We start from the raw sequence: 21,061 nt of genomic DNA, 5'->3' as shown, positions 1-21,061 counted from the left end.
TAACAAATTATGCGTTAAATTCAGACCTATAATTACATATATATTAACGTTTTAAAAAGCTATTTTAACGTGGTATTAACACGAGTTCTTTTCCCGCTTTGTTAGATTTGCTATGGACGAAAAGTGTGATTTTACAGAATCACCAGGAATAAAAAAATTATATGAGATACTTACTATTAGCATTTTTTACACTAATAGCTTGTAGTTGCACTTCTGAAAAAACCTCTTCTGTTGCGTATTTTGGAGGGGAGATCATAAATCCTAATGATTCTTATGTTGTTCTTTATAAGAACGATGAAGTTATTGATTCCGTTGAGTTAGATGAAAACAATCGCTTTTTTATTCAACTGGAAGAAGGATACAAAGAAGGGCTTTACCACTTTGTTCACAGGCCGGAAGAACAATATGTCCTAATTGAGAAGGGCGACAGTATCCTGATCAGGCTCAACACCCTTGATTTTGATGAGTCGCTTGTCTTTACAGGTCGCGGAGCGGAAAAGAACAATTTTCTGATCGATATGTTCCTGGTAAACGAGGACGAAGAACAATTGGTACATGATTACTTTGCGCTCGAACCGAAGGAATTCGATAAGAAGATGGATTCTCTAAGGGGAATGAAAATGGAGCAGTATGAGAATCTCGTAAGCAATTTCGAACTTTCCAAAAATGCCAAAGATATAGCCAAAGCCAGTATAAATTTTCCTTACTACGACAACAAGGAAGTCTACCCTCATATGCACAGGAAGACCAAAGGGCTAAAAGAGATCGAAGAAATTCCCGCAGGTTTTTACGATTACAGGAAAGAATTGAATTATAACGATTCCCGTCTCAGCTACTTCAGGCCTTATCTGAATTACCTGAGTATGCATTTCAGCAATATGTCTTATGAAAGTTGTATGGAAAAATGTGCTGAAGAACCTTCAGTCCCGGAAAGATCCCTCCATTTCCACACTCATAAGCTAAAACTGATAGACAGCCTGGTTAAAAAAGAAGAAGTAAGGGACAACCTGCTGAGGAATACCGCTTACACTTATTTACTTCAGGATCACGACAATCCGGCCGGGAGCAAAGAGTTTATAACTACGTTCAACACATTTTCGGAAGAATGTAAGTTTAAAGAGGATGTAAATAACCTCTATACTTCTATTCAAAAACTTCAACCGGGTAACAGCTTACCGGAGATAGCCCTGGTAAAACCCGATAGTTCCCTATCCTCTATTTCTTCGGAATTGAGCGGAGAAAACACCGTATTCTACTTCTGGTCGATCAACCAGAAAAACCATATGAAGAGGATCAACAAAAAGGTTAAGAGTCTCAGAAAAAAATATCCTGAACTGCGTTTTGTGGGGATCAATATCAACGAGAGCCAGGAAAGATGGTTACATTCTTTAAAGATGCTGGGACTTGAAACTGAAAATCAATACAGATGCGCCAACTTTAATGAGATCAGCAGGAAGTTTGTTATCCGCAATCTCAATAAGATCATTATTGTAAATCCGGATGGTACTATTATAGATGCCTTCTCCAATATTTACAGATCGTCCGACTTTAAAAAAGTATTAAAGACCATATAAAAGAAAAGCCGCTTAAAAAGCGGCTTTTTTATTTCTGTTAATTTCTCTGTTCTTAATTTCCTTTCTTGTAATCTGCAAGGAATTTTTCAAGACCTATATCCGTTAACGGGTGTTTTAATAATCCGGTAATAGACGACAGAGGTCCTGTCATAACATCTGCCCCTATTTTGGCACACTCTATAACGTGCATCGTATGACGTACGGAAGCTGCCAGTATTTCGGTCTGAAAAGCATAATTGTCATATACTTCCCTGATATCTGCAATAAGATTCAATCCGTCTGTAGAGATATCATCCAGTCTTCCGATAAAAGGAGATACATAAGTAGCACCTGCCTTAGCAGCCAATAATGCCTGTCCTAAAGAGAACACCAGGGTACAGTTGGTCTTGATCCCGTTATCTGTAAAGTACTTTATGGCTTTAACACCTTCCTGGATCATAGGGATCTTTACAACGATCTGTGGGTGAAGTTCAGCTAATTCCTCCCCTTCCTTTATCATACCTTCAAAATCTGTGGCAATCACTTCCGCAGAAACATCTCCGTCCACTATATTGCAGATATCCACATAGTGTTTCAGGATATTATTTCTACCTGTAATTCCTTCTTTGGCCATAAGTGAAGGGTTGGTGGTAACCCCGTCCAGGATCCCAAGGGATTGCGCTTCTCTGATCTGATCTAAATTAGCTGTATCAATAAAAAATTTCATTTTAAAAAAATATAAATAGTTGTGTTTTAATTTTACTGCAAATCTACAATTTATAATGGTTGCTCAACATCTTCTCATAGGTTTTATCGGGCAGTATTCTCTTTAAAATAATAGAGAACTTTTGCAGGAACGCCCCCACCTTATAATGTATCCTTGGTTTGGGTTTGTTGATGATCTTGTAGATAAGTTTAGCCACATCTCCGGGATCTCCTCCTTCGTCTACATGCGCATCCATCATTTCGAGGGTTTTCTTATAGGGTTTCCTGTAAGGTGAACCCTCCAGTAAAGGAGCATGGTAACGTCCGGAAGCAATATTGGTGGCAAAATCACCGGGAGCTACATTGGTGATCTGAATCCCGAAATCCTTCACCTCCATTCTCATAGCTTCTGTAATAAGTTCCAGGGCACCTTTGGTGGCAGAATAAGCCCCCCGAAAAGGCAATCCCATATATCCGGCTATGGAAGTGACATTTATAATAAGTCCGCCCTTGTTGGTCCTCATTGAAGGAAGCACGGCTTTCATCATATTTATAGGGCCGAAGAAATTGGTATCGAAAGCTTTTTGGACCTCTGTATTGGGTGTTTCCTCTATGGCACCTGTAATTCCGATCCCTGCATTATTGATAAGGACATCTATCTTCCCTTCTTTTGCAATAATCGCATCCACACCTTCTTTTACGGAAGCCTGATCTGTAACATCGAGAGGAATTAATTCGAATGCATTAAAATCGGTTACTTTTTCAGGATTTCTGCTACTGCCGTACACTTTAAAACCCTTTTCATTCAAATACAGGCCGATTGCTTTCCCTATTCCGGAAGATCCACCTGTTATTAAAACGACTTTCGACATGATTCTCAATTAAATACCTTGCAAATAAACGATAAAAAATAACAGTATAAAAGGAAAGTTCAGGCAATAAAAAAAGGCAAGCTACCTACATCGCACCGCTACAACCACATACCCTTGCTGCGTTCCCACCCTGGGGGATTCTGCAGGAGCTGGTCGTGTAGGACTTGCCGGGTGCAAAGATACAACCTTTTAAAGTTTTGCCAAGCATTTTTTAATCTTAATTTAGTTATTTAAATTGCTAAAAATATCAATGCAATTATGAGATATGTTAAGTTGTTAGCACTTAGTTTTTTAGCCGGGATGTTTTTTTCATGTAACGGTGGAAGTCCGGAGAGATTTTCCATCCTGACAGATGGAAATAAGAAACAATTCCGCTTTGGCGAGGAAATTAAAGTGGATATAAGGAACCCGAAGAACGTTAAAATAGAATCTGTGGTTTACAGCATTAACGGAAGGGAGTTGAAACTGACAGACGGAAAGATCAAAATAGACCCGCAACTGCTCGGGAAGCAGGAACTACAGGCAATGGTCCGGTTTGATGGTAAATCCGAGTCGGTGATCAAAAAAATAACGGTCCTTTCAGACACCCCACCTGTGCTTTATACCTATGAGATCATTAATGAATACCCTCACGATATCAGTGCCTACACCCAGGGGCTGGAATTTAACGGAGATACGCTCTATGAAGGAACTGGCCGAAACGGACAGTCTTCTCTGAGAAAACTGGATTACAGGAACGGGAAAGTCCTTAAAAAAGTAGATCTGAACGATACTTATTTCGGAGAAGGTATCACTATTCTGAACAATAAAGTATATCAGCTTACCTGGCAGAACAATACCGGTTATGTGTACGACCTGGAGAGCTTTGAAAAACTCAGCACTTTTGCTTATAATAAAAGTAAAGAAGGATGGGGTCTGTGCAATGACGGAAAGAAACTCTTTAAAAGCGACGGGACCGAAAAGATCTGGATCCTGAATCCTGAGACCCTGGTGGAAGAACGTTATATTCAGACGGTGACCAATTCTTCTATTTTCTCCAAGGCGAACGAACTCGAATACGTAAACGGAAAGATCTATGCGAATTCCTATCAGAAAGACGGGGTTATGATCATTAATCCGAATACGGGAGCCATTGAAGGCGTAGTAGATTTCAGGGGACTCAAAAGCAAGGTAGCCAAACACGACGATCTGGACGTACTGAACGGAATTGCCTATCACAAGGAAAGACAGAGCTTTTTTGTAACCGGAAAGAACTGGAATAAGTTATTTGAGGTAAGGATCATCAAAAAATAAACTGTTGGTTTCATTCGAGAAATATATCAGAGTGGTCAGGGATGACCTGGACGATATGGAGCATGTAAATAATGTTCGCTATCTGCAATGGGTGCAGGATATCGCAAAGGAGCACTGGCAGGAACTCGCCTCTCCCGCTCTCCGGCAGAAATACGCCTGGGTGGTGCTAAGCCATCATATAGAATACAAGGCTGCTGCCCTTCTGGACGATGAGATCCGGTTAAAGACCTATGTGGAACGCTCGGGAGGTGTTACCTCTACACGTATCGTGGAAATGTACGCCAAAGACACTTCCAAAATGATCGTTAAGGCAGAGACCAACTGGTGCCTCCTGGATATGGAAAGCAAAAAACCGACAAGAATTCCCGAGGAAATTCTAAATATCTTTCATCATTAACAGATTTTATACTATTTCCCTAATTCTAAAGTTATATTTTTACTAAAAAACACGAACCATAATGAAGAGAGGGCTTACTTCTATCCTACTGCTTGCTTTGATCATTCTCTGGAGTTCCTGTCGTAAGGACTTTGAAACCGTGCTAAGCTCAGGGAATCTTGAATTTTCCAGGGACACTGTATATCTCGATACGGTATTCACCAATATAGGATCCAGTACCTTCAATTTAAAAGTATTTAACAGAAGTAGCCAGGATATCCGTATTCCCAGTGTTCGCCTGGGCGACGGAGAAGATTCCAGATATCGCTTAAATGTAGATGGAGTTGCAGGTAAAGTGTTTGAAGATGTGGAGATCCTTGCGAGGGACAGCATCTTTATTTTTATAGAAACGACCGTAGATATTCAGGATTTTGTGAATAATGAAACACAATTCCTCTATACGGATGCCATAGAATTCGATTCGGGAAGCAATCAGCAGGATGTAGAGCTGGTAACCCTGGTACAGGATGCTATTTTTCTCTTCCCTCAACGCTTTGACGATGGAACCACCGAATCTATTCTGCTCGGGATAGACGATGAAGGCAACGAAACCCGCCTGGAAGGCTTTTTCCTGGAAGATGACGAACTTAACTTTACCAATGAAAAACCATATGTCATATACGGTTATGCGGGAGTTGGTAACGGACAAACCCTGCAGATCGATGCAGGAGCCCGGGTACATTTCCATGAAAACTCAGGGATCATTGTCGCTAACGGAGGGACCCTTGAGGTAAACGGAAGCCTGAGTACCGATCAGGAGTTGCTGGAAAATGAGGTGATCTTTGAAGGCGATCGCCTGGAACCGTCTTTCTCCAATATCCCCGGTCAGTGGGGTACCGTATGGTTAACCGCAGGAAGTACCGGACATTCCATTAATTACCTGACCCTGAAAAATTCGACAGTGGGTATTCTGGTAGACGGTAACGACGGTAGCGGAAGTCCGACACTTAATATCAGCAACAGCCAGATACACAATGCTTCTAATGTGGGGCTTTGGGGAAGGACCGCTTTTATTGACGCCGAAAACCTGGTGATCGGAAATGCAGGCCAGGCCTCGCTATACTGTAATATCGGAGGGAATTACAACTTCAGGCATTGTACTTTTGCCAATTTCTGGAGGAACAGTTTCCGTGACTTCCCGGCAGTACTTATAGATAATTTTGTAAATAATGGCGACGGGACTGCTTTTGCAGCCGATCTGGAAGCGGCCAATTTCAGTAATTCCATCGTTACCGGAAACAACAATATAGAGCTCTTCCTCACTGCGGTGAATGAAGCAACCTTTAACTTTAATTTTGCCGATTGCCTGATCCAGTTCGAGGATTTTAATCAGCAATTCACAGATAACCCCCTACTCGATTTCACTAATAACAGCCTTTATCAGAATATAGTACTCAATATGGATGCGGCATTCAGCAATCCGGATCTAAACGATTTCAGGATAGGAGAAAACTCTTCCGCCAACGGCATTGGGAATGTCGGAACAGCTCAGCTTGTACCCCTCGATATTCTTGGAGTTGACAGAACAGCTTCACCCGATCTGGGAGCTTATCAGAGTACTGTACTGGACAATAACTAATCAATATTTATGGAATTCAGAGAATTACTGGATCTTTCTAATCATTATCTGGAGAAAAAGATAAACGGATCAGATTACAAAGATATCAGACAAGAACTTCTGAGGAAAAATTTCTCAGAAGAAGATATCAATAAGATCATTCACCGAGTACAAAGAATGGAATTACGTCATATAAAGAAAAAGGATTCCAATACTGGTTTTCTTAATCAAGCTGCCGGCGGCCTGATCATTATGCTTATCGGTCTTGGTGTTACTCTTTTTACCTTCTTCAGTGGTTCTACACATTATATTCTTGCTTATGGAGCGATTGCTTCGGGAGCAGGTGTTATGATCTACGGGTTAACTCGTTATCGAAAATAAAAAACCCCGGCATTTCTGCCAGGGTTTACTATGTTTATGCTATTACGTTCTCTTAATTAATAAGCAAACAGTGGTTTTCCGTTCATCATTTCAAAAACTTCCTCTCCAACACTTTCCAGGATCTCATCGTTCTCGAAATTCACAATTACCTTATCGATAAGGTCTACAATAGCTTCCATTTCGTTCTCTTTCAGTCCTCTGGAAGTAATAGCTGAAGTTCCTATTCTGATACCGCTCGTTACAAAAGGAGATTTATCATCAAAAGGAACCATATTCTTGTTCACGGTGATCTCTGCTTTACCAAGAGCTTCTTCCGCTTCTTTTCCGGAAATATTCTTATTTCTAAGATCTATCAGCATCATATGGTTATCCGTACCTCCGCTTATCACTTTATATCCTCTGTCTATAAAGGCCTGTGCCATGGTTCTGGCATTTTTCTGTACCTGAATAATATAATGAAGGAATTCATCGGTAAGTGCTTCCCCGAAAGCAATTGCTTTGGCGGCAATAATATGCTCTAACGGTCCTCCCTGGTTACCTGGGAAAACTGCACTGTCCAGCAAAGAAGACATCTTTCTTACCTTTCCGCTCTTTAAAGTGATCCCGAAAGGATTTTCAAAATCTTTCCCCATCATGATCATTCCTCCTCTGGGCCCTCTCAGTGTCTTGTGAGTGGTAGTACTTACAATATGACAATGAGGTATAGGATCGTTCAGGATCCCCTTGGCAATAAGTCCGGCCGGGTGTGAGATATCTGCAAAAAGAATAGCTCCCACGCTGTCTGCTATTTCCCTGAAACGTTTAAAGTCGATGTCACGCGAATAAGCCGAGGCACCCGCAATGATCAGTTTAGGTCTTTCTTTTTCCGCTATCTGCTGGATCTTATCGTAGTTCAGAGTTCCTGTCTCTTCGTCCACTCCGTAAAATACCGGGTTGTATAATTTACCGGAAAAGTTTACGGGAGAACCATGAGTCAGGTGTCCTCCGTGTGAAAGATCAAATCCTAATATTTTGTCGCCGGGTTTCAGGCAGGTAGCATAAACTGCCGTATTGGCCTGAGATCCGCTGTGAGGCTGTACATTTACCCATTCTGCACCAAAAAGTGCCTTAGCCCTGTCTATAGCCAGGGTCTCTACTTCATCAACAACCTCGCAACCTCCGTAATATCGTTTCCCCGGATATCCTTCAGCATATTTGTTAGTTAAAATAGATCCGGCAGCCTCCATCACCTGGTCACTGACAAAGTTCTCGGATGCGATCAGTTCGATGCCATTAAGCTGACGTTCCTTCTCAGCCTGGATCAATTCGAATATTTGTTCGTCACGTTGCATTATTGATTCTAATTTGTTACGTATTAAGCTAAATGCGAAATTATGAAAAAACACTCGATAGACGAGTGTTAAAGGCCAAATATACTAACAAGTTTTTCACATAAATGAATATTGGGTAATCTCTAATAAAAATTGGGCAAAATGTTATAATCAATAGCATTTTATTTATAATATTGTTAGTCCAAATTAAAAACGATAGAACATGCCAGATACAACCAATAATCCAAATAGAAGATCGTGGATAGAAGTCAACTCTAATTCCGACTTCCCTATTCAGAATATCCCTTTCGGGGTATTTTTAACGAGAGATGATGTCATTACAATAGGAACCAGGATCGGAGACTATGCTATAGATCTGGGTGCCCTGCACCAATTGGGGTATTTTGACGGTATTCCGTTAACCGATGATATTTTTCTTCAGGACAGTTTAAACGATTTTATTTCAGACGGGAAAAAGACCTGGAGACTGGTAAGGAACCGTATAGGAGATATTTTCGATATCGATAATCCGACGCTACGGGAAAATGCAGAACACAAAAAGATCGTGCTTTTTACCCTGGATGAGATTGAAATGCAGCTTCCGGTACGAATAGGTGATTATACCGATTTTTATTCGAGCAAAGAACACGCAACCAATGTGGGTACTATGTTCAGAGGGGCCGATAATGCCCTAATGCCTAACTGGCTGCATATTCCGGTAGGTTACCACGGAAGAAGTTCTTCTATTATTCCTTCCGGGATCCCTGTACACAGGCCCAAAGGGCAAACCCTTCCTGCCGGAGAGGATCAACCTGTATTCGGACCGTCAAAACTGGTAGATTTTGAACTGGAGATGGCTTTTATTACTACAGATGCCAATCTGTTGGGAGAGCCTATTCCTGTAGATGAAGCAGAAGATTATATATTTGGAATGGTATTGTTTAACGACTGGAGTGCCAGAGATATCCAGAAATGGGAATACGTTCCCCTGGGACCCTTCCTGGCCAAGAATTTTGCCTCTTCCATCTCTCCGTGGATAGTTACTATGGATGCTCTTCTCCCATTTAGGGTAGATGGCCCAAAACAGGATCCGGAACCTCTTCCGTATCTGAAATTCAACGGACAGAAAAGTTATGATATCCACCTGGAAGTAGATATTACCCCTAAAGGAAGTGAGGCAACGACCGTTACCCACTCTAATTTTAAGTATATGTACTGGAATATGGCCCAGCAGCTGGCACATCATACCATTAACGGATGTAATGTGAACAGCGGGGATATGATGGGAAGCGGAACCATTTCCGGCCCTACTCCCGATTCCTATGGCTCTATGCTGGAGCTTACCTGGAGAGGTGAAAAGCCCATCAAAATGAAAGATGGAAGCGAACGTAAATTTATTAATGATCACGATACGGTAACCATACGGGGCTACTGTAAAAATGATAAAATACGAATTGGTTTCGGGGAAGTTTCTTCTGAGCTCCTCCCTCCTTTCGAAACAAAAAAGAAATAAATGAAGGCTCCTTAACGGGAGCTTTTTTTTATGGCCTGAAGGTCAAGTTAATGGGGCTTTATAGCCATTGTTACTCCAAAAAATAATATTTTTGGCATCAGAATTGATTATGTAGCTCCGTAAACCAAACTTAACTGATATGAAAAAATTACTACTCTTATTTCTTTTAGGAAGTTTTGCAATTTCCTGTAGCAGTGTAAAAAAATCCCAAAAAGCACTCAACATAGGAGATTATGATCAGGCAATAGATATTGCGCTGAACAAACTGAGAAACAACAAGAACAGGAAAGGGAACCAGCCGCTTATTTACCAGCTGGAGGAAGCTTATAAAAGAGTGACCGAAAGAGATCTGGAACAAATAAGTTTTCTTAAAAAGGACGGTAATCCTGCAAACCTGGAGATCATTTATAACACTTATCTGAAGTTAGACAGAAGGCAGCAGCTTATAAAGCCCCTTTTACCGCTCTATATGGTTGAAGAGAACAGGAATGCCCGGTTTAAGTTCGAAAATTATTCTAATGACATCATAAGCACTAAGAACGAACTGTCTGAGCATTTATACGCCCAGGCATCGGAAGTACTTCAACAAAGCAGAAGAAAGTACGATTACAGGAAAGCTTATGATGATTTTAAATACCTGGATCAGATAAATCCTGGGTATAGGGATATAAATGCTAAAATGGAGGAGGCTCATTTTAAAGGAACCGATTTTGTTAAGGTGGCCCTGTATAACGATACGGATAAAGTGATCCCAAGGCGACTTGAAAGCGAAATGCTCAACTTCAACACTTATGGGATCAATGATATGTGGACCGTTTATCACAGCAATCCGCAGGACAAGATAAAATACGACTACGAGATGGAGCTGGCTTTTAAGCAGATCAATATCTCACCGGAACAGATCAGGGAAAAAGAGATCATTAAGGAAAAGAGAATTAAGGACGGATGGAAGTATCTCTATGACGATGACGGAAATGCAGTTAAAGACAGTCTTGGGAACAAGATAAAAGTAGATAAGTTCAGAAAAGTAAAATGTATCCTGTATCAGTTCACTCAGTTCAAAGCGGTACAGGTAAACGGAAACGTGGCTTTTAAAGACCTGAACACAAAACAGGTGGTGAATTCATATCCCCTGAGCAGCGAGTTTGTCTTTGAACATATCTATGCCGACTACGACGGCGATAAAAGGGCACTGGAGGATTCTTACCTTAAACTGATAAAAGTAAGGGAAGTTCCGTTTCCTTCAAGCGAGCAGATGATCTACGATGCCGGAGAAGATCTCAAGCAGCGTCTTAAAAATATTATCAGCAGGCACAAGTTTAATTAAATGAGTTTACTTGATAAACTCATTTAATTTCCCTGCCTCGATATTTCCGTGGGAGGTGTGATATATTATTTTACCGTCTCTGAATACCAATAGCTGCGGACTCTCGTGCCATACGTTAAAACGGTTTGCGATCTCGTTGGAGATATTCCTGAAATTAAGAATGTCCAGGAAGTACATTTTTATTTCCTCACCGTTATAATCGTAATCTCTTTCAAAACCGCTTAACACCATACGGCTTATACCGCAACGGGTACTGTGCTTAAAGATAGCCACGGTTTGCTTTTTGCTTTCCTGAACGATCTCATCAATCTGTGCAACATCATTTAAAGCTGCCCAATCGATATTTGAATCGTTGTTTTCGTTATTTCCCCCTAAAAGTCTGTTAAAAAACCCCATACGTCTTTATTACTTTAGTTTTCGCTCGGATTCATTGATCGGAAGGTCATTGATACTTGCATAGCGCTTTTTCATCAGGCCGTTGTCATCAAAATCCCAGTTCTCATTTCCGTATGCCCTGTACCATTGCCCCGAATCGTCACGCCATTCATATTCAAAACGAACCGCGATCTTATTATCCGAATGCGCCCAATATTCTTTTTTTAATTTATAATCTAATTCTTTATTCCATTTTCGCTCCAAAAATGTCCTTACTTCTTCCCTCCCGTTAATAAACTCTGCCCTGTTTCTCCATTCGGTGTCAGGAGTATAAGCCATAGAAACTTTGGCTGGATTTTTTGTGTTCCAGGCATCTTCTGCTGCTTGTACTTTTTGCTTTGCTGTTTCTTCCGTAAACGGTGGAAAAGGTGGTTTTTGTTCCATAGTCAAAATCGTCGCTAAAATAAATTAATTTTCTGTTACCCAACATGGTAGCTCGCTACCATTTCGATTGCCGTTCAATATTGTCGTTATAATGCACATTTGTTTAACATATCTGTGCTCACGGCTATCTGAAAATATGTAGTCGAACAAATATTTTGGAGCTTACAGCCGAAATTAACCGGTCAAAATGTCGGTGAGAATTAAGAAAAATCGGTCATTTTGTCCTGAGTGATGGAATGGAATAACAATTGAAATACACTTAGCATCAAAACAATAATATTACTATGAATTTTAATAATTTCACTATAAAATCACAGGAGGCCATACAACAGGCGCAGCAGATAGCGCAGGGTTATGGTCACCAGCAAATTGAGAACGAACATATTTTCAAGGCCATAAGCGAGGTTGATGAGAATGTGTTGCCCTTTTTGCTGAAAAAGCTGAATGTCAACGAAGGCCTTTTGCAGCAGATCCTCGACAGTACACTGGACAGTTTCCCCAAAGTATCGGGCGGACAGATCATGCTGTCAAGAGAAGCAGGTACAAGCCTGAATGAAGCCGGGGTGATTGCCAAGAAGATGAAGGATGAATTCGTTTCTATAGAGCACCTTATCCTGGCCGTTTTTAAATCCAAGAGCAAGATCGCACAGATCCTCAAAGATCAGGGTGTTACCCAAAAGGAACTGCAATCGGCGATCGAAGAGCTTCGCAAAGGAGACCGGGTTACCTCTGCCAGTGCGGAAGAGACCTATAATTCCTTAAGCAAATATGCCAAAGATCTGAATCAGCTGGCTAATGATGGAAAACTCGATCCGGTGATCGGACGGGATGAAGAGATCAGGCGGATTCTTCAGATACTATCGAGAAGAACCAAAAACAACCCTATGCTTGTTGGGGAACCCGGGGTCGGGAAAACAGCAATTGCCGAAGGCCTGGCACACAGGATCGTTCAGGGCGATGTTCCGGAAAACCTTAAAAACAAACAGGTTTTTTCCCTGGATATGGGAGCCCTTATTGCGGGAGCTAAATACAAAGGGGAGTTCGAAGAGCGTTTAAAAGCCGTTATTAAAGAAGTTACTTCTTCAGACGGGGATATCGTTCTGTTTATAGACGAGATCCATACCCTGGTTGGCGCGGGAGGCGGACAAGGTGCCATGGACGCTGCCAATATCCTTAAGCCTGCTCTGGCAAGAGGTGAATTAAGAGCTATTGGTGCCACTACCCTGGATGAATATCAGAAGTATTTCGAAAAAGACAAGGCCCTGGAGCGCAGGTTCCAGAAGGTAATAGTAAACGAACCCGATACCGAAAGTGCTATTTCCATCCTCAGAGGGATCAAGGAAAAATACGAGACCCATCATAAGGTAAGGATCAAGGACGAGGCAATTATAGCTGCCGTAGAACTTTCTCAGCGCTATATTACCAATCGCTTTTTACCGGATAAGGCCATCGACCTTATGGATGAGGCTGCTTCCAAGCTACGGATGGAGATCAATTCCAAACCGGAAGAGCTGGATGTACTGGACAGGAAGATCATGCAGCTGGAGATAGAGATAGAAGCCATCAAACGGGAGCAGGATAAAAATAAACTTAAACTGCTTAACTCGGAACTGGCCAACCTCAAGGAAGACCGCAATGAGATCTTTGCCAAATGGCAGAGTGAAAAGGAACTGGTAGATAAGATCCAGAATACCAAGGAAGCTATCGAAGCCTATAAACTGGAAGCCGATAAAGCGGAGCGTGAAGGTGATTACGGAAAGGTAGCCGAGCTGCGTTACGGAAAGATCAAGGAATCTCAGGAAAAGCTGGATGAATTGCAGAAAGAACTGGCTGTACAAAATGAGACGGCCCTGATCAAAGAAGAAGTAACCAATGACGATATCGCCGAAGTAGTAGCCAAATGGACCGGGATCCCGGTAACCAAGATGCTGCAAAGCGAGCGGGAGAAACTCCTTAAACTGGAGGAAGAACTCCACAAGCGTGTAGTTGGGCAGGAAGAAGCAATAGAAGCGGTATCCAACGCTATCAGAAGAAGCCGGGCAGGCTTACAGGACGAAAAACGTCCCATAGGGTCCTTCCTCTTCCTGGGAACAACGGGAGTCGGTAAGACCGAATTGGCAAAAGCCCTGGCTAATTACCTCTTCGATGATGACAATGCCATCACCCGTATAGATATGAGTGAATATCAGGAAAGGCATTCGGTAAGCAGATTGGTGGGAGCGCCTCCAGGATATGTAGGTTATGATGAAGGAGGCCAGCTCACAGAAGCGGTAAGGAGAAAACCCTATTCCGTAGTGTTGCTGGATGAAATTGAAAAGGCTCACCCCGACACCTTTAATATCCTTTTACAGGTGCTGGACGAAGGAAGGTTGACCGATAATAAGGGGCGACTGGCAGATTTTAAGAATACCATCATCATTATGACCAGTAATATGGGAAGTCATATTATACAGGAGAAATTCGAGGCGGTCAACGATATATACAGCGCCATGGAAGCTGCCAAAACAGAAGTTCTCGGTTTACTGAAACAAACCGTAAGGCCGGAGTTCCTGAACCGTATTGACGATATTGTGATGTTCAGTCCGCTGACCGAAAGCAATATTAAAGAGATCGTTCGTCTGCAATTAAAGAATGTTATTAAAATGGTTGCAAAGCAGCATATTACCCTGGATGCGACGGAGGAGGCTATCAGCTATCTGTCCAAAAAAGGATTTGATCCTCAGTTCGGGGCACGCCCTGTTAAGAGAGTTATCCAAAGGGAAGTACTCAATCAGTTATCCAAAGAGATATTGAGCGGAAAAGTAACTACCGACAGCATTATTCTTTTGGATGAATTTGATGATGTGCTGGTGTTCAGGAACCAAAGCGACCTGGTTAAAGAATAAATTTCATATTGTATTTTCTAAATCCCGGAAAGCCGCAGATAGTTTTCAGTAATGATTTCTACCTGCGGTTTTCTCTTTGTAAATCCCTCTGTTTTCAGAGTTTAAAGAGATTAAAAATGCTAACTAACTCAAAATAAAAAAGTTAAAATCAATATACCATTCAGTATTTTTCCTTATATTTGAGGAAATTATCCCGATAATATGCTTACAAAAGCCGAAAGAACCAGTCAGTTTATCATAGAAACGGTTGCACCCATTTTTAACCGAAAGGGATATGCAGCAACCAGTTTAAGCGATCTGACCGAGGCTACCGGCATGACAAAAGGAGCTATTTACGGGAATTTCAAGAATAAGGAAGAACTGGCACTGGCTGCTTTAAATCACAACATCCGGAAGCTGGTCAAAAAGGTAGAAGATCAAATCAGTACTACCCAGTCTCCGGTTCAGAAACTGTTTATCATTACCAACTTTTACAGATTCTATAACGATTACACCCGCGATTTTGGCGGATGCCCCGTACTCAATATCGGAATAGACGCCAGTAATCAACATGAAATATTGATGGAGCGTGTACGCTATGTGATCTCTAAATTGCAGAAGAGCATCAGCGATATTATAGATGATGGAAAAGCCAGGAACGAGATCAAACCTACCGTAAACTCAGAAGCATATGCAAGACGGATCTTTGCCATGATAGAAGGTGCAGCATTCGTCAGTCACACAATGCAGGACAATCAATATATGAAGGAAATGATGAATCATATAGATCAGATGATCCTGCAGGAATTGAAGAAATAATTTTTTTAACTATAAATATACCGATTGGTATTTTAAACATTATCAACAATGAGCAACTTACCCAAAATTATGAAAAGCACAGCCACAGTGCGGTTTCAGGACTGTGATCCCTTTAATCACCTCAACAATTCCAAGTACATAGATTATATGGTAAACGCCCGTGAAGATCAGATCATGGAGCACTACGGCTTAAATATTTATCAATACGCACAGGAAACCGGAATGAGCTGGGTGGTTGGCTCCAATCAGATAGCTTATTTAAAACCGGCCCTTCTGATGGAAAAGGTCCTTATAGAATCCCAGCTACTCTCCTATTCTGAAAAAGAGTTACGGGTGGAGGTGCGAATGTTGAACACCGACGGGACCCAATTAAAAGCTTTGATGTGGATCTCTTTTATTGCCTTTAATATTGCCACTGCCAGAATAGCAGAGCATGAAGACAGAATGATGCAACTCTTCGAAGCCGTTGTACATCCTATTGACAATATTTCCAATTTTGAATCCCGCATCGCCCAGATACGGGCTTCCCAGAAAAAAATTAAATAAGTAAACGTGTTCTGTTTCTTATTTAATAATTAGTAATTTGACATCGGGCCCGGGCTTTGTTCCGGGTTCTTTTTTTTGTGGTTGTTGCTCCTTCGTCAAGACTTCGGAGCACGTTGGTGGTTGTTCGTTGTTAGTTGGTGGTTGTTAGCTATTAGCTTGAATGTTGAATGCTATGCATTTAAAATTTAAACCTCAACATTTACAATTTCCAAGTTTGGAATTTGGTCATTGATCATTGGTTATTGAAGATCAGTATTGTCCCCTTGAGGGGACTTTAGGGGTGTGCTTTGATTAAGTACTGAGTACAAAGTATCGAGTAATGAAAGGAATGTCATCGCGAGTGGAGCGAAGCGATCCTCTCGTAATGATCTAAACGAACATTATCTCTCGACTGCGCTCGAGATGACATTTGGAATTTGGAATTTGATACTCCTTCGTCAAGACTTCGGAGTATAAAAATTTAAACATCAATCCTTCCTCACCCACATGATCCAGGTTTCGCCATCATACCTGCCTCCGTAGTTGTTGGCTCTGGCGGCTTCTACCTCCTCCAGTTCGTCATATCGTTCCAGGTAAACGTAAGTGTATTTGTTTTGCGGATTATAGAAATACTCGGGATCGAAACCGTCTTTTCTCAATTTCTCCATAAAAAGGTTAAAGTACTTCTGTGTGGCATATACATTCACCACCAGGTAAAAGCCTTTTTTCACCCCATCGATCCTGTCAACCACCAGGTAGCGGTTGTTCTTTTCTCCGGGCTTGAAGAATTTAGCATAGGGATCTTCCGGAATAGTGTCCGTAACCACTTCTTCGGGAACTTCCACTACTTCTTCCACTACGGGTTCGGGTTTCGGCTCCGGTTTCTTTTTCTTTACAGGTCCGGCAAAGGATTTTCTTCGACCTCCGTCCTTCCCGATAAATTCCCATGCAAAGGTAAATTCGAAGGTAGGTCCGAGATCTATATCACTATTGGCATTTCCAAGCTCTGCCAGTACCCCTATTCCGATAGATTTGAACAATTTGGCGCCCAGTCCCACGGACGGACCGTAAAAACTGTTATAACCGGCCTGCATCCAGCCACTGTTTATATCCAGTAAAAGGTGTCCCCCTACCTGTGTCTCAAAATCGGGAATATGCTTCACATAAAATGTGGGACGCAGTGTTCCTTCTTCCAGGAAGGTTCCTGCAGAGGAGGTGAAATTAATATCGAAACTCGTATGCCCTATATAGATCTTATCGCTGAAATCGGTTTCTGTAGACGAAGTGGAAAAATTATAATCCAGAAAATTCTCGGAAGCAAAGCCCAGGTTGAAATTCCCGAAGGTAAAGTTAAAACCAGGGAAAAGGCTCACAAAGAAATCGTTTCTTCCTTCCGTCGATAGCATGGCCAGTTCATCATCCGTAAAATTATTCCGGTCTATGGTCCTCTTGGTTCCCAATACGTTCACCCCCAGGGTAAGCCAGGAATTCTCGCCCAACTGGAAAGCTCTGGCGTAATTCCCCATAAAACTGATATTGGTAAATATCCCTGCATCGTGGTGTGCCGCTCCAACGGCTATACCTGTGTACTCTCCTATCCTACTGCTGTAGTTGGTAAAATAGGTGGAGGGGGAATTATCTAATTCTGTCCATTGCATTCTTCCCCAGGCTGCGAACTTAGGGTTTTCATTGCCGACAAACGAAAAGACCGGGCTAAAGAGCACCGTATTGTAAGCGCTTAAATTATGTTGTCTGAAGTCCAGGGATGCAACTGTCTCCTGTGCAGAGATTACGTAAAAAAACAAGAAGATTATTAAAGATAATCGTAATTTTTTGATCATTTAGCAATAAAATTATTAGAGGGCCTATTTGCGACTAATATACCGATTTTTTAATATTAGAAAAGTCGTATCCTAACTTTGTTTTATTAACTCTCTGAAAACTAGCCTTATCAGGGTGTTATTTTTTATAAAAAAGTTGATTTTTTAACAAAAGGGGTTATTCCCTGACCCAGAGGATCCAGGTTTCTCCGTCATAGCGCCCGTTATAGTTACTCTCACGGGCAGCTTCTATCTCTTCTAGTGTATCATACTTCTTGAGATAGACATAGCGGTACTTGTTTTTATTGTTGTAGAAATATTTAGGTGCCAGTCCTCTTTCGTTTAAATGCTTCATAAATAATCTGAAGTACTTCATGGTAGCGTATACATTCACCACAAGGTAGAAGCCGTAATCCACTCCGTCTATACCTTCAACTACCATATAGCGATCGTTCTCCTCTCCCGGGCCATAGAACTTCTTTAAAAGCTTTTTCTCGTTCTCTTTGAGGTATACCGTATCTCTGATATAAACGGTATCCCTGGCTTGTTTTATAGGGAAGAGTTCTATGTTGATCTCATTAATATTGATCTCTTTTTTCTCCTCTTTAGGCGGAGCTGCTTTTTTCTTCTTTTTCTTCTTCTTAGGTCCGGCAAATCCATTCCTGTCTCTGGAGCGTCCGAATTCTATGGCAGCAACAAATTCATAGGTAGGTCCCAGGCCTTCACTATTATCGGAATTCCCCAATTCTATAAGACCTCCTACCGCCAGTGTTTTAAACAGCTTTGCTCCGAGTCCTACAGAAGGGCCAAAGAAACTGTTATATCCTGCCTGTATCCAGCCACTGTTGAGATCCAGCATCAGGTTTCCTCCGAATTGAGCATCTTCATTCGGAATAGTTTTTCCGTATACAGTCGTTCTCAGAAGTCCGTTATGCAGAAAGGTTCCCCTGCCGGTATTGAATTTAAAGTCATAACTGGCATGTCCGAAAATGATCTTATCTGCTTCGGTCTCCAGTTCGGATTGGGTGAGATTGTAATCTATAAGGTTTTCCGAAGAAACCCCAATGGTAAATTTCCCCAGGGTAAGGCTTATTCCCGGCATTGCGATAAGGGATATATCATTCCTTCCCGCCATAGGGAGCATATTGAATTCATCTGCTGTAAAATCGTCACGGTCTATAGTTCTTTTAGATCCGATTACATTTATTCCCAGGGTTATCCAGGACTCATCTCCTATTCTGAAGCCTCTGGCATAATTAGCTATAACTCCTATATTGGTAAAAATACCTACATCGTGCTGAAAGACTCCCAGTCCTACCCCGTTCTTCTCTCCCAGCCTACCACTGTAATTGGTAAAGTAAGTTGTTGGAGACCTGTCCAGCTCTGACCATTGTATTCTTCCCCATGTTGCCAGCTTGGGGTTCTCATTTCGTACAAAGGAAAATACGGGGTTCAGTAAACTGGCATTATAACGGGTGAGATTATGCTGTCTGAAATCAGCCGGATTAACAACATCAACACTTCCCTGAGAGAAGGTGGTATTGCAAAAAAGTAATAAAATTAAGAGGGCCCCAAATCTTAACATATAACAAAAAAATCAAAAAAAAAGCCTAATGCAAAAGCAAAAGGCACTTTTTTATTAACTCATTTATTTCTATTTATGTTAACATTATTTATAAATAACTGAATTACAGTTAATTATAAAAAAGAAAAATATTACATTTTAGTAATCATTTTATAACATTAATTGTTCCTGACCCAGAGAATCCAGGTTTCTCCGCTATATCGGCCATTGTATTTCGTCCTTCTGTCACGCTCCACCTCAGACAATTTATCGTACTTTCTCAGGTACACATAGTAGTAATCATTGTCGTTATTATAGAAGTATTTTGGCTCCAGTCCCTGAGCGGTCAAAAGGCGCATAAACAGATCGAAATATTTCTTCTGAGAGAAGACATTTACCACCAGGTAGAAGCCATAATCCACACCTTCAATACGATCTACTGCCTTATATCTGGGGTTCCTATTCTCTACCTTGAATATTTCCTTCAATGCGGTCGAATCTGAATCTCTGTTAATGTTCCTGAGTTTTTCCAGATCTACATTTTCGATATTCTTATAATCGAGCTTTTCATCATTTTCCTTAGCCTGAGGATCCTTCTTTGCTCCTGCTTTATTTGTCGGATCTGTTTCCGTCTTTTTATTCGCAGCGGTGAGCTTATCAGCTTCCGTATTGGTTTGCTGAGTTTTCTCAATGGCATCCAGTTCGTTCTGCTCGTCTGCTCTGTCCTCAATTTCCTTTTTAGGTTTGGGGCCTTCTTTAAAGGAAATAGGTTTATCGGATCTGCTTCCCTTCCCGAATTCTATGGCGGCAGTAACTTCATAGGTTGCTCCGAATGCTCTGTTAGTGGCACTGGTCCCGGTTTCTACAACCATTCCCACCACAATACCGTCAGACACTTTAACTCCCAATCCTCCGGAAACTCCGTAAAAATTGTTATATCCTGCCTGCAGCCATCCGTATTTAGGTACGTCCATCAGGGTCTGAACCCCGTATTGTGTATCCTGATCGGGGATGGATTTCCCATAAACGGTTGTTCTGAAAATTGCATCTTTCCAGGCAGCACTTCCGGCATTCTTCATCCTGAAGTCATAGCTCATATACCCGAGGAATATCTTATCTGAAAAATCGGTTTGCTGATCTGATATGGTAAAGTTGTAATCGAAGAGATTCTCCGAGCTAAGTCCGATATTAAAATTATTGATCGTCAGGTTAAAACCCGGCATTACGGTCAGTATAAAATCGTCGTCATTATCCAGAAGTACCGGATCGGGTTCCGGGGTAATAAAATTTGCCTGGTTGAGTCCGCGCCTCAAACCTATAACGTTCACTCCAAAAGTAAGCCAGGATTCCCTGGCCAGCTGTATTCCCCTGGCATAGTTGACCATCAGGCCGGAATCGGTAAAGAGACCGATATTGTGTTGAAAGAGTGCAAGACCGGCTCCGGTTTTCTTACCAAACCGTCCGTTATAATTTACCAGATAAGTTTTGGGAGAGTCTTCGATCCCTATCCATTGCAAACGCCCCCAAATACTAAAATTCCTCGATTCATTACGAACAAAGGACAGGGCAGGGTTAAAAACATTGGCGTTATACTTGGTAAGATTGTGCTGCCTCCAATCAACAGGTAAAGTAGTGCGTTGCGACCACACTACTTTACCGAAGAAAATACATACTATGACGAGAGTATATCGTTTTATCATAG

18 protein-coding genes and 1 other RNA gene are annotated in these 21,061 nt (G+C 41.6%); 10 read left to right on the top strand and 9 right to left on the bottom strand.

Features of this window, described 5'->3' with window-relative positions; genetic code table 11:
• Nucleotides 1–161: 161 nt before the first annotated feature.
• The gene (locus GWK08_RS07880; protein ID WP_163606395.1) at nt 162–1,574 is read left to right on the top strand and encodes a TlpA family protein disulfide reductase; all 1,413 of its coding nucleotides are present in this window, start codon (nt 162–164) and stop codon (nt 1,572–1,574) included.
• 52 nt (nt 1,575–1,626) lie between these two features.
• On the opposite strand, the gene fsa is transcribed toward GWK08_RS07880, so the two are convergent.
• From fsa to ffs, 3 genes are all read right to left on the bottom strand, one after another.
• Entirely contained in the window at nt 1,627–2,280 is a 654-nt protein-coding gene (gene fsa, locus GWK08_RS07875) for a fructose-6-phosphate aldolase (protein WP_163606394.1), read from the bottom strand.
• Nucleotides 2,281–2,323: 43 nt separating this feature from the next.
• Nucleotides 2,324–3,130, bottom strand: a complete 807-nt coding sequence (locus GWK08_RS07870; RefSeq protein WP_163606393.1) for an SDR family oxidoreductase — start codon at nt 3,128–3,130, stop codon at nt 2,324–2,326.
• A gap of 71 nt (nt 3,131–3,201) precedes the next feature.
• An RNA gene (ffs, locus tag GWK08_RS07865) (signal recognition particle sRNA small type) lies at nt 3,202–3,300 on the bottom strand.
• An 88-nt stretch (nt 3,301–3,388) separates the two neighbouring features.
• On the opposite strand from ffs, the gene GWK08_RS07860 reads away from it, so the two are divergent.
• The 4 genes from GWK08_RS07860 to GWK08_RS07845 all read left to right on the top strand — a co-directional run bounded on the left by GWK08_RS07860 (nt 3,389) and on the right by GWK08_RS07845 (nt 6,798).
• Entirely contained in the window at nt 3,389–4,423 is a 1,035-nt protein-coding gene (locus GWK08_RS07860; RefSeq protein ID WP_163606392.1) for a glutaminyl-peptide cyclotransferase, read from the top strand.
• A 4-nt stretch (nt 4,424–4,427) separates the two neighbouring features.
• Nucleotides 4,428–4,820: an acyl-CoA thioesterase gene (locus tag GWK08_RS07855; protein ID WP_163606391.1), complete on the top strand. Its 393-nt coding sequence runs from the start codon at nt 4,428–4,430 to the stop codon at nt 4,818–4,820.
• Between the two features lie 61 nt (nt 4,821–4,881).
• The gene (locus GWK08_RS07850; RefSeq protein WP_163606390.1) at nt 4,882–6,438 is read left to right on the top strand and encodes a hypothetical protein; all 1,557 of its coding nucleotides are present in this window, start codon (nt 4,882–4,884) and stop codon (nt 6,436–6,438) included.
• Between the two features lie 9 nt (nt 6,439–6,447).
• The gene (locus tag GWK08_RS07845) at nt 6,448–6,798 is read left to right on the top strand and encodes a hypothetical protein (protein ID WP_163606389.1); all 351 of its coding nucleotides are present in this window, start codon (nt 6,448–6,450) and stop codon (nt 6,796–6,798) included.
• Between the two features lie 56 nt (nt 6,799–6,854).
• Here the strand turns inward: GWK08_RS07845 and glyA are convergent, their stop codons facing one another.
• On the bottom strand, nt 6,855–8,129 hold the full coding sequence (gene glyA / locus GWK08_RS07840) for a serine hydroxymethyltransferase (RefSeq protein ID WP_163606388.1): 1,275 nt from the start codon (nt 8,127–8,129) through the stop codon (nt 6,855–6,857).
• Between the two features lie 202 nt (nt 8,130–8,331).
• Here glyA and fahA point away from each other — a divergent pair, with 202 nt between their 5' ends.
• Together fahA and GWK08_RS07830 are read left to right on the top strand one after the other, a co-directional pair.
• Nucleotides 8,332–9,621 carry a fumarylacetoacetase gene (gene fahA, locus GWK08_RS07835; protein ID WP_163606387.1) on the top strand — a complete coding sequence of 430 codons (1,290 nt, stop codon included), beginning with the start codon at nt 8,332–8,334 and terminating at the stop codon, nt 9,619–9,621.
• Between the two features lie 139 nt (nt 9,622–9,760).
• Nucleotides 9,761–10,948, top strand: coding sequence for a hypothetical protein (locus tag GWK08_RS07830; protein WP_163606386.1), 1,188 nt, complete (start codon nt 9,761–9,763; stop codon nt 10,946–10,948).
• Nucleotides 10,949–10,954: 6 nt separating this feature from the next.
• On the opposite strand, the gene ytxJ is transcribed toward GWK08_RS07830, so the two are convergent.
• Nucleotides 10,955–11,344 (bottom strand): bacillithiol system redox-active protein YtxJ, encoded by a 390-nt coding sequence (gene ytxJ, locus GWK08_RS07825; protein ID WP_163606385.1) that lies wholly within the window; start codon nt 11,342–11,344, stop codon nt 10,955–10,957.
• 9 nt (nt 11,345–11,353) lie between these two features.
• The gene (locus GWK08_RS07820) at nt 11,354–11,767 is read right to left on the bottom strand and encodes a nuclear transport factor 2 family protein (RefSeq protein WP_163606384.1); all 414 of its coding nucleotides are present in this window, start codon (nt 11,765–11,767) and stop codon (nt 11,354–11,356) included.
• 284 nt (nt 11,768–12,051) lie between these two features.
• On the opposite strand from GWK08_RS07820, the gene clpB reads away from it, so the two are divergent.
• The 3 genes from clpB to GWK08_RS07805 all read left to right on the top strand — a co-directional run bounded on the left by clpB (nt 12,052) and on the right by GWK08_RS07805 (nt 15,996).
• Nucleotides 12,052–14,652 (top strand): ATP-dependent chaperone ClpB, encoded by a 2,601-nt coding sequence (clpB, locus tag GWK08_RS07815; protein WP_163606383.1) that lies wholly within the window; start codon nt 12,052–12,054, stop codon nt 14,650–14,652.
• A 201-nt stretch (nt 14,653–14,853) separates the two neighbouring features.
• On the top strand, nt 14,854–15,450 hold the full coding sequence (locus GWK08_RS07810) for a TetR/AcrR family transcriptional regulator (RefSeq protein ID WP_163606382.1): 597 nt from the start codon (nt 14,854–14,856) through the stop codon (nt 15,448–15,450).
• Nucleotides 15,451–15,519: 69 nt separating this feature from the next.
• Nucleotides 15,520–15,996 carry an acyl-CoA thioesterase gene (locus GWK08_RS07805; protein ID WP_239524886.1) on the top strand — a complete coding sequence of 159 codons (477 nt, stop codon included), beginning with the start codon at nt 15,520–15,522 and terminating at the stop codon, nt 15,994–15,996.
• Nucleotides 15,997–16,463: 467 nt separating this feature from the next.
• Here GWK08_RS07805 and GWK08_RS07800 read toward each other — a convergent pair whose 3' ends face one another.
• The 3 genes from GWK08_RS07800 to GWK08_RS07790 form a co-directional block, all read right to left on the bottom strand.
• The gene (locus tag GWK08_RS07800; RefSeq protein WP_163606380.1) at nt 16,464–17,780 is read right to left on the bottom strand and encodes a PorP/SprF family type IX secretion system membrane protein; all 1,317 of its coding nucleotides are present in this window, start codon (nt 17,778–17,780) and stop codon (nt 16,464–16,466) included.
• A 193-nt stretch (nt 17,781–17,973) separates the two neighbouring features.
• Entirely contained in the window at nt 17,974–19,380 is a 1,407-nt protein-coding gene (locus tag GWK08_RS07795) for a PorP/SprF family type IX secretion system membrane protein (RefSeq protein WP_163606379.1), read from the bottom strand.
• Nucleotides 19,381–19,538: 158 nt separating this feature from the next.
• Nucleotides 19,539–21,059 carry a PorP/SprF family type IX secretion system membrane protein gene (locus GWK08_RS07790; protein ID WP_163606378.1) on the bottom strand — a complete coding sequence of 507 codons (1,521 nt, stop codon included), beginning with the start codon at nt 21,057–21,059 and terminating at the stop codon, nt 19,539–19,541.
• Between the last annotated feature and the right edge of the window lie 2 nt (nt 21,060–21,061).

Origin of the sequence: Leptobacterium flavescens (assembly GCF_010671605.1) — a bacterium.
GTDB lineage: Bacteria > Bacteroidota > Bacteroidia > Flavobacteriales > Flavobacteriaceae > Leptobacterium > Leptobacterium flavescens.
This window is presented reverse-complemented; position numbering and strand designations above follow the sequence as displayed.

Excerpts from the sequence above, each read along its gene's own strand:
- GWK08_RS07880 (WP_163606395.1), top strand. The coding sequence starts at position 162 with ATGAGATACTTACTATTAGCATTTTTTACACTAATAGCTTGTAGTTGC.
- fsa (WP_163606394.1), bottom strand. The coding sequence starts at position 2,280 with ATGAAATTTTTTATTGATACAGCTAATTTAGATCAGATCAGAGAAGCG.
- GWK08_RS07870 (WP_163606393.1), bottom strand. The coding sequence starts at position 3,130 with ATGTCGAAAGTCGTTTTAATAACAGGTGGATCTTCCGGAATAGGGAAA.
- GWK08_RS07860 (WP_163606392.1), top strand. The coding sequence starts at position 3,389 with ATGAGATATGTTAAGTTGTTAGCACTTAGTTTTTTAGCCGGGATGTTT.
- GWK08_RS07850 (WP_163606390.1), top strand. The coding sequence starts at position 4,882 with ATGAAGAGAGGGCTTACTTCTATCCTACTGCTTGCTTTGATCATTCTC.
- GWK08_RS07845 (WP_163606389.1), top strand. The coding sequence starts at position 6,448 with ATGGAATTCAGAGAATTACTGGATCTTTCTAATCATTATCTGGAGAAA.
- glyA (WP_163606388.1), bottom strand. The coding sequence starts at position 8,129 with ATGCAACGTGACGAACAAATATTCGAATTGATCCAGGCTGAGAAGGAA.
- fahA (WP_163606387.1), top strand. The coding sequence starts at position 8,332 with ATGCCAGATACAACCAATAATCCAAATAGAAGATCGTGGATAGAAGTC.
- GWK08_RS07830 (WP_163606386.1), top strand. The coding sequence starts at position 9,761 with ATGAAAAAATTACTACTCTTATTTCTTTTAGGAAGTTTTGCAATTTCC.
- ytxJ (WP_163606385.1), bottom strand. The coding sequence starts at position 11,344 with ATGGGGTTTTTTAACAGACTTTTAGGGGGAAATAACGAAAACAACGAT.
- GWK08_RS07820 (WP_163606384.1), bottom strand. The coding sequence starts at position 11,767 with ATGGAACAAAAACCACCTTTTCCACCGTTTACGGAAGAAACAGCAAAG.
- clpB (WP_163606383.1), top strand. The coding sequence starts at position 12,052 with ATGAATTTTAATAATTTCACTATAAAATCACAGGAGGCCATACAACAG.
- GWK08_RS07810 (WP_163606382.1), top strand. The coding sequence starts at position 14,854 with ATGCTTACAAAAGCCGAAAGAACCAGTCAGTTTATCATAGAAACGGTT.
- GWK08_RS07805 (WP_239524886.1), top strand. The coding sequence starts at position 15,520 with ATGAAAAGCACAGCCACAGTGCGGTTTCAGGACTGTGATCCCTTTAAT.
- GWK08_RS07795 (WP_163606379.1), bottom strand. The coding sequence starts at position 19,380 with ATGTTAAGATTTGGGGCCCTCTTAATTTTATTACTTTTTTGCAATACC.
- GWK08_RS07790 (WP_163606378.1), bottom strand. The coding sequence starts at position 21,059 with ATGATAAAACGATATACTCTCGTCATAGTATGTATTTTCTTCGGTAAA.